Raw genomic sequence first — 6,601 nt, forward strand, 5'->3', positions numbered from 1 at the left:
CCACCACCCTTCTCCCGGTAGTGCATCGCGGTGATTGCCAAGCATCAGTTCCTCGACGTCAAGCAACCACGGAGCAACCAGCAGAGTGAGCCCCGCCCACCTCGCACCGGCCGCCAACTACCCAGAGTTTTAGGTCTGCCTTGCCGCCCGGTGCTGGTTGGCCAGGTCAGTGGCGAGCCCGTCAAGCCAGGGTCGAGCGTCGGACTGGGTGATGTCGAACCGATTCCGAAGACGAAACGCCGCGACGAATGTCTCCGCGACAAGTTCGTCTGCGGCCGACACACCGAAGCGTCGCGCTAGGTGACGATGGATGCGCCGCGCGTGCCGGTCGATGATCGTCGAGAAGATCTCGGGATCCTCCTCGGACCAAGCGATTATTTCGGCATCTGTCAATGCACCGCCGCCGACATTCTTCGTCCGCCGTCGCAGGAATCGCATGGTAGGCCTCTCACAGAAGAGCGTCATCCGTTATCCGGATCCAGTGGCTGGACAGTTCATGCATGGGAGGCGGCTGGCCGCTGGGACGGATGTCAGGTCCTCTGGCCGACTCGGTCAACGATGGCGAGGGCCAACACCGCCGATCCGCCTGCCGGCCCGCCCACGCCGAGGAAGGTGTAGGTCTCGGGGTGGAAGACGAGCACGATTTCGCCCGAGCCGTGCGTCGATGGCCAGGTGATCCCGATGCCCGGCCGGCCCGCGGCGTCCTTGACGGGCTTCACGGCTTGCAGGTCCGGCATCGTCGCCGCAGCCTCATAGAGCGCCGCCAGGGTCCGGGGGCGTAGGTAGCTGTCGGTGAGGTAGTAGAGGATCTCCTTGCCGGCGGCATTGGCGTCGCCCGGTTCCCCCTTGGCATTCTCGGCCAGGAAGGCCCGCATCGCGGCGGCGTCGGTGGGCAGGTCGGCGCGGTAGGCGGGTGCTGGGGTGCACCGCTCGGTCTCGCCCGGAACCACCCGGCCCCCCTTCAGCACCACCGCCCGCCCATTCCGGCAGCCGGGAACGACTATCTCCGTGCGGCTGGCGGCAGAGGTCTCGATAACCAGACCGTCCCGCGTTCCGTCCACCGACGTCCAGCTCTCCCGCAGATCACGCCCCTGCTGCAGGCGTGTGTAGACGAACTGGTTCGGCCGGGGATCGACATCGCGCACCCGCAGCGCGGCGGCCGCCGCGTTCTGCAGAATCTGGGTGGCATCGGCCCGTGCGGGTGGCGTGCTGCCACCGAGCTGGTCCGGTACGAGCACCAGTACGGAAGCGATCGCCCCCGCTAGACCCGCCGCCGCCACCCCGCTGAGCACCAGCCGCCAGGCCGGTCGCCTCCAGCGGGAAGGCGTCGGGCGCACGGTGGACACCGCGGGCAAAGGCTCAGCAGCCGTCGCCGCCATGGCGGCCTCCAGCCGGCTGCGGGCCGGCTCCAACCGCTCGGCTGCCGGCAGCCCGGTCTCACCGCCGAGCTGCTGGAGCAGTCGCATCTCATCCATTGCTCAGTACCTCCTCGATCGTGCTGGCCGGTGCGCCGCCCAACCGTTCACGGAGCAGCTTGCGGGCTCGGTTGAGTCGTGATCGCACGGTGCCGACCGGAATCGACAGTGCGGCGGCGACCTCGTCGTATCTGAGTCCCTCCCAGGCGATCAGCAACAACACGTCGCGATCTCCGTCGGAGAGCCTGGCCAGCGCCTCGAGGAGGGGCCGGCGTAGTGATTGCGCCGTCACCACGGTGGCGACCCGGTTGGCATGCGATGCCTCGCTCGTCGCGGGGACGTACGCCTGCCGCAGCCGGTACTCGCGCTCCTCATTTCGCCGGTGCTGGCCAACGATTTTGGTGGCGATCCCGTACAGCCACGGCCGCGCGTTCGGATAGGTGGTGTCGAAGCGGTCCCGGCGGCGGAACGCCGCGAGGAACGTCTCCGCAACCAGATCGTCCGCAGCCGGCACACCAAGGCGACGTGCCAGGTAACGGTGGATGTGCGGCGCGTGTCGGTCGAAGATCGTCGAGAAGGTCTCCGGGTCCCGCACGGAGCGCTCGATGATCACTGCGTCCGTCACCGCACCGACATCGGCGTCCGACGTTGGTCTGAGTTCTTTCACGCAAGGCCTCTCGCGGAGCAGGGAAGCATCACCTGTTATCCGCAGCTCGCGGCAAAACGGTTCATGGGTGGCCACCAACGATCACCCTGACCGTCCTGGTACGGCACACGGCACGCGAACCTCCACATCCTCGCCCGGCGGACCGGGCGGAGCGAGCCCGATGTAGTGGCTGCATGCCCAGGGGTAGTTCGCCATCCTCACTACCTGCCGTTGACCCGCCGCCCGGGGAGCGGGCCGCCCGCCTGGCCCGCCATCGCGCTCTGCTGCGCGCGGTCCAGATCACCGCGGAGACCCACGGCGGCATCCTGTTCCATCCGTACCCGAAGAGTCGCGCTGGCGTGCGGACCGTGCCGCTTCCGGGTTTCCTGTTGGCCGCGCTGCGCCAGCTGCGCACCGAGGCCGGGGACCTAGACCCGCGCACGCTCGTCGTCCGTGACCGGATCGGGTGCCCCCTGCGCCGGTCGATCTTCCGCCGCCGGGTCTGGCTGCCCTCGCTGGTCCCCGCCGCGAGCACGGCGGGCCACCCCTGCCAGATCCCGGTGTGCATCGGCCTGCTCGGCCAGGTCGTCAACACCGGCCCGATCAACCTGGTGCAGCGGGTCATCGGCCACAAGCAGGCGTCCACGACGCTGAATCGTTATACGCACACCCGGACGGACTACGCCGCCCGGATCTTGGCGGCCTTCGACAGCTCTGCTGCCTCTCTGCTGCCTCCGGCCGAGGATTCGCCCTCCGAGCGCGGCCTCGGCGAGGACAGAGACGGCCTGTGAGCTGCGGTGGAGCGCCCACTCCGGAAAGGGACGACCCCCGTCGGGGGGAAAGTGACCTGACGTAGCGGCGAGTGTGATCAAGTGCCGTACCGCATGGTCAGACGCATCGGTCGTGCCGTCGAGCATGATCGAGTCGGATCACGCGGTACGGCGTTCGCTGACGATCCGCTGACTCCCTGCGCTTTGCGCCGTACCGCCGAACCGCCAGCGATCAACCGTGACGGGCGTTACTGGCCGCCTGGCGCTGCTGCCGCCGCAGTAGCCAGTTCGGCTTCAATCCCTCATACCTGTCGATGTGCTCGCACAGCTCGTGCTGACGATAGGCACCCGGAACAGCACGTCCCACGGCATTCCAGAAGGTCTTGGCATCGCCTAGGTGCCCGCTGCCGGTATACCAATACAGTCCCGGGTTCTCCTCGCGGAGCGCCCAAAGAGCCACCGCAGCTAGGCCCCGCCGCTGGTATTCCTCAGCGGTGTACGGCTTGTCCACCCAGGCTGTCCCGCAGTGCGGGCACACGATGTACTCAACCGCAAAGGCGAACTCCTCGTGGAGGTTCGCCTGCCGGCATCGCCAGCCGAAGTACCTGCCAGAAGCGGTGTCCTGCCAAGGCGTAGCAAGCGTTGGAAGCTGGCCGACCGAGTAGCGTGGGCGCTTGTCGATCCGCCCGCGTGTCACGCGGTACAAGGCATCCCGAAGTGGAGTCCGCCCAGACCAGCGGCCGACGCCTGTGAGTGCCCGCTCACACAGTCGCCGGACGGCTCGCTCGACCTCTTCCGCCACGGACGCAACGCTATCGGCAACGCGGCGCGCGCTCTAGGTGAGGAGTCCGGTTCGGCTTCGCTGGTCTGCCGGCCAACACCCAGTTTGGAAGATCGTTCTCTGCTGTCGTGATCTGTCCGTAGTGCCTGGTCGGCAATGGTGCCCTGCTGCCCCACCATGGCCGTTGTTGACCGTCTGGGGCACCCGCTACTGGCCCGTGGCCGGCACGGCTGCGTGATGGGCGCGTGGCTGTGCGGAGATGCACAGCATGCTGCCCCTGGTCCTTGGGCCGGAGGTGGCTTGCCCTGCCGCCGGGTCCCGCGTGGCTGGACATCGGTATTCGGTGGCAAGCCGCGTAGCGGCGCGGCAGTCGATCGCCCCTGCCTCAGCGGTGGTAGACCGTGGGCGCGATCGTCCCTGTGTGCCGCGCTTGCGGTTGATTCCTGTTGTGCAGTCATGCGGTTCAATAGGCGGGTCAGCTTTGGTGAGGCGCGGGTTACGGAGGGTGATCCACTGTGGTGCTACGGGGTCGCCGATCGTGGTCGTTGCTGTCTGCCACGTTGGTGGTGGGTGCGGTGGCGGGGCTGCTGGCCACGGTGGGAAGTCTTCTTGCGCTGGCGGTCAACGCGGCGAGTGAGTTGGGCCGGTGGCCGTGGGGACTGGATCTCATTCAGCGTTACCCGTTTCCGTCGGTGCTGGTGCTGACCGTGGTGACGGTGGTGTTGGGCGGATTGGGGCTGTCGGTGCAGCGCAGCCGGGATGCGTTGATCGCGTCCCCATCGAGTTCCGAGGAGCGGGTCCCCGACCCGGCGAGAGTGACGGTGCCCGAAGAGTCTGCTCGGACCGGGATGGTGGATCCGCCGATCGGTGAGTTGCCGGTGGTGCGGGGCCGTGACGGCGTCGTGGGGGATGTGTTGGCGCCGGCTGACGCCGGGTCTTCTGGGGTGCGGGTGTTGGCCGGTATGGGTGGGCGTGGGAAGACGACGGTGGCGTTGGCGGCGGCGAAGGAGGCGCGGGCTGCGGGTTGGCGGGTGTGGTGGGTCTCGGCGGTCGACCGGGCGACGCTGGTGGCGGGTATGTCAGCGGTGGCGCGGGAGGCGGGGGCATCGGCGGAGGAGGTGGCTGGCGCCGACTCGGATCTGGCGTTGGCGGGGGTGGTGTGGCGGTGGTTGGAGCGCGTGCGGGGCCGGTGGTTGCTGGTGGTCGACAACGCTGATGACCCGGCGGTTTTGGCTCCGGAGGGTACGAGTGTGGCGGGGGGCGGCGGTTGGGTGCGGTCCGTGGGTGGGGGGATCGTGCTGGTGACCACTCGGGTGGCCGAGCGGCAGGTCTGGGGCCATCGGGCGGCGTGGTTCCCGCTGGGTGAGTTGGATCAGCAGTCGGCGGCGTTGATGTTGCTGGACCGAATGGGCCGTGCGGACGAGCTAGGGCTGATGGAGTCGGCGGTGGCGGTGGTGGATCGGCTGGGGCGGCTGCCGTTGGCGGTGCACCTGGCGGGGTCGTACCTGGGCTCGGGGATGGCCGCGGTGGGGTTGAGCGGCTATCTGGACCTTTTGGCGCAGCGGTCGTTGAGACTTCTGGACGAGGGCGCGCCGGGGTGGGGAGAGCAGGACCCGCGCCGGCTGATCGTGTCGACGTGGGAGATTTCGTTGGACGCCCTGGAGCGGCAGGGCCGGGTGCGGGCCCGCATGGTGTTGCGCGTGTTGTCGTTCCTGGGGCCGGGCTCGGTGGTGCCGGTGTCGATGCTTGACTCGGGGGTTCTATCCGATGCCGGGCTGCTGTCCGGCGGGGATGAGGGCCCGGTGGAGTTTGCGGCGGGGTTGGCGGGTCTACGGGCGGTGGGCCTGGTTGAGGGGATGCCGGTAGGGGCGGGCGGTGGCGACGGGCTGATGGTGCATCCGCTGGTGGCCGAGGTATCCCGATGGTGGGCTGATCGGGATGGACAACGACTGCCCCTGATGGCGGCGGCAGCGCGCCTGGTCGTGGCGGCGGTAGAGGCATTGCATCCGGCGGATCCCGGTGACCGGGACGTCTGGCAGCTACTCGCCCCGCATGCGAGGCAGGCTCTGGAGACGGTCGCTGACCTGAGTGAAGACGTGGGCTCCCGTGTGATCGGTGTCAACAATGCTCTGACCTACCACTTCACCGCTCGCGGCTCATATCCGGCTGCTATCGACCAGGGCGAGGAGGTCCGAGCCACTGCCACCGCATGGCTCGGTGAGGAGCACCCGGACACGCTGACATCGCGGAACAATCTTGCCGCCGCCTATCGAGCGGCGGGCCGGTTGGGTGAGGCAATCCCGCTGTACGAGGCGATCTTGGCCGCGCGTGAGCGGGTCCTGGGCGAGAAACACCCGGACACACTGATGTCGCGGAACAATCTTGCTACCGCCTACGACTTCGCAGGCCGGTTGGGTGAGGCAATCCCGCTGTTAGAGGCAACCCTGGCCGCGCGTGAGCAGGTCCTGGGCGAGAAACACCCGGACACACTGACATCGCGGAACAATCTTGCTGCCGCCTACGACTCCGCAGGCCGGTTGGGTGAGGCAATCCCGCTGTTAGAGGCAACCCTGGCCGCGCGTGAGCAGGTCCTGGGCGAGAAACACCCGTCCACACTGACATCGCGGAACAACCTCGCCGCCGCCTATCGAGTGGCGGGCCGGTTGGGTGAGGCGATCCCGCTGTACGAGGCGACCCTGGCCGCGCGTGAGCAGGTCCTGGGCGAGGAACACCCGGACACACTGACATCGCGGAACAGTCTTGCTGTCGCCTACGACGTGGCGGGCCGGTTGGGTGAGGCAATCCCGCTGTACGAGGCGACCCTGGCCGCGCGTGAGCAGGTCCTGGGCGAGAAACACCCGGACACACTGACATCGCGGAACAATCTTGCTACCGCCTACGACTCCGCAGGCCGGTTGGGTGAGGCAATCCCGCTGTTAGAGGCAACCCTGGCCGCGCGTGAGCAGGTCCTGGGCGAGAAACACCCGAC

The 6,601-nt window shown here is 68.2% G+C and carries 6 protein-coding genes; 2 read left to right on the forward strand and 4 right to left on the reverse strand.

Annotated features, from left to right (window positions below; genetic code table 11):
• Positions 1 to 129: 129 nt before the first annotated feature.
• From ACGFZ2_RS14350 to ACGFZ2_RS14360, 3 genes are all read right to left on the reverse strand, one after another.
• Positions 130 to 438 carry an RNA polymerase sigma factor gene (locus tag ACGFZ2_RS14350; protein ID WP_393453392.1) on the reverse strand — a complete coding sequence of 103 codons (309 nt, stop codon included), beginning with the start codon at positions 436 to 438 and terminating at the stop codon, positions 130 to 132.
• 92 nt (positions 439 to 530) lie between these two features.
• The gene (locus ACGFZ2_RS14355; RefSeq protein WP_393453395.1) at positions 531 to 1,475 is read right to left on the reverse strand and encodes a CU044_5270 family protein; all 945 of its coding nucleotides are present in this window, start codon (positions 1,473 to 1,475) and stop codon (positions 531 to 533) included.
• Positions 1,468 to 2,082 (reverse strand): RNA polymerase sigma factor, encoded by a 615-nt coding sequence (locus ACGFZ2_RS14360; RefSeq protein ID WP_393453697.1) that lies wholly within the window; start codon positions 2,080 to 2,082, stop codon positions 1,468 to 1,470. Before ACGFZ2_RS14360 ends, ACGFZ2_RS14355 begins: the two co-directional genes overlap by 8 nt.
• A gap of 338 nt (positions 2,083 to 2,420) precedes the next feature.
• On the opposite strand from ACGFZ2_RS14360, the gene ACGFZ2_RS14365 reads away from it, so the two are divergent.
• Complete coding sequence (locus ACGFZ2_RS14365; protein ID WP_393453398.1) at positions 2,421 to 2,852, forward strand: hypothetical protein; 432 nt, start codon at positions 2,421 to 2,423, stop codon at positions 2,850 to 2,852.
• Positions 2,853 to 3,063: 211 nt separating this feature from the next.
• Here the strand turns inward: ACGFZ2_RS14365 and ACGFZ2_RS14370 are convergent, their stop codons facing one another.
• Positions 3,064 to 3,633 (reverse strand): hypothetical protein, encoded by a 570-nt coding sequence (locus ACGFZ2_RS14370; protein ID WP_393453400.1) that lies wholly within the window; start codon positions 3,631 to 3,633, stop codon positions 3,064 to 3,066.
• A gap of 554 nt (positions 3,634 to 4,187) precedes the next feature.
• On the opposite strand from ACGFZ2_RS14370, the gene fxsT reads away from it, so the two are divergent.
• Positions 4,188 to 6,601 (forward strand): FxSxx-COOH system tetratricopeptide repeat protein (fxsT, locus tag ACGFZ2_RS14375; RefSeq protein WP_393453402.1); only part of this gene is annotated, 2,414 nt, incomplete at its 3' end.

The sequence above is a fragment of the Micromonospora sp. NPDC048063 genome (genome assembly GCF_043202855.1).
Classification (GTDB): Bacteria; Actinomycetota; Actinomycetes; order Mycobacteriales; family Micromonosporaceae; genus Micromonospora.